This is a genomic window from Mesorhizobium sp. M8A.F.Ca.ET.165.01.1.1, from assembly GCF_004792065.1.
GTDB lineage: Bacteria > Pseudomonadota > Alphaproteobacteria > Rhizobiales > Rhizobiaceae > Mesorhizobium.
The window spans coordinates 1-448 of record NZ_SRTH01000069.1 but is presented as its reverse complement, the minus strand read 5'-3'; the positions used below and the strand labels follow the sequence as shown (position 1 = coordinate 448).

General features: G+C 64.1%; 1 protein-coding gene. It reads left to right on the top strand.

Annotated elements, in window-relative coordinates; all coding sequences use genetic code 11:
- Positions 1-448, top strand: a 448-nt coding sequence (locus EN808_RS35155) for a creatininase family protein (protein ID WP_189524242.1), incomplete at both ends; no start/stop codon positions are given.

Genomic DNA, 448 nt, shown 5'->3' with positions numbered 1-448 from the left:
ATCGAACGAGCATCTTCATGCGCCTGGGACGCTCACCTTGCCGGCCACCACCCTCGTCGACGCCTGGACCGAGCTTGGCCTCTCGATCGCCCGCGCCGGCGTCAGGAAGCTGATCGTCGTCAACTCGCATGGCGGCAACGAGGAGATCATGGGCATCATCACGCGCGAATTGCGCGTGCTCGCAAAAATGCTGGCGGTGAAGACGAGCTGGCAGCGCTTCGGCCGACCGGCCGGCATGTATACCGAGCTGGAGGATCGCCACGGCATCCACGGTGGCGATGTCGAGACCTCGCTGATGCTGCACTTCCGGCCCGACCTCGTCGACATGGGCAAGGCCGACAATTTCGTCTCCAATGTCGGTCGCGCCGAAAAGGAGTTCGCGCTGCTGCGCCACACCGGCACGCATGCCTTCGCCTGGATCGCCAGTGACCTCAATCCGAATGGCGTG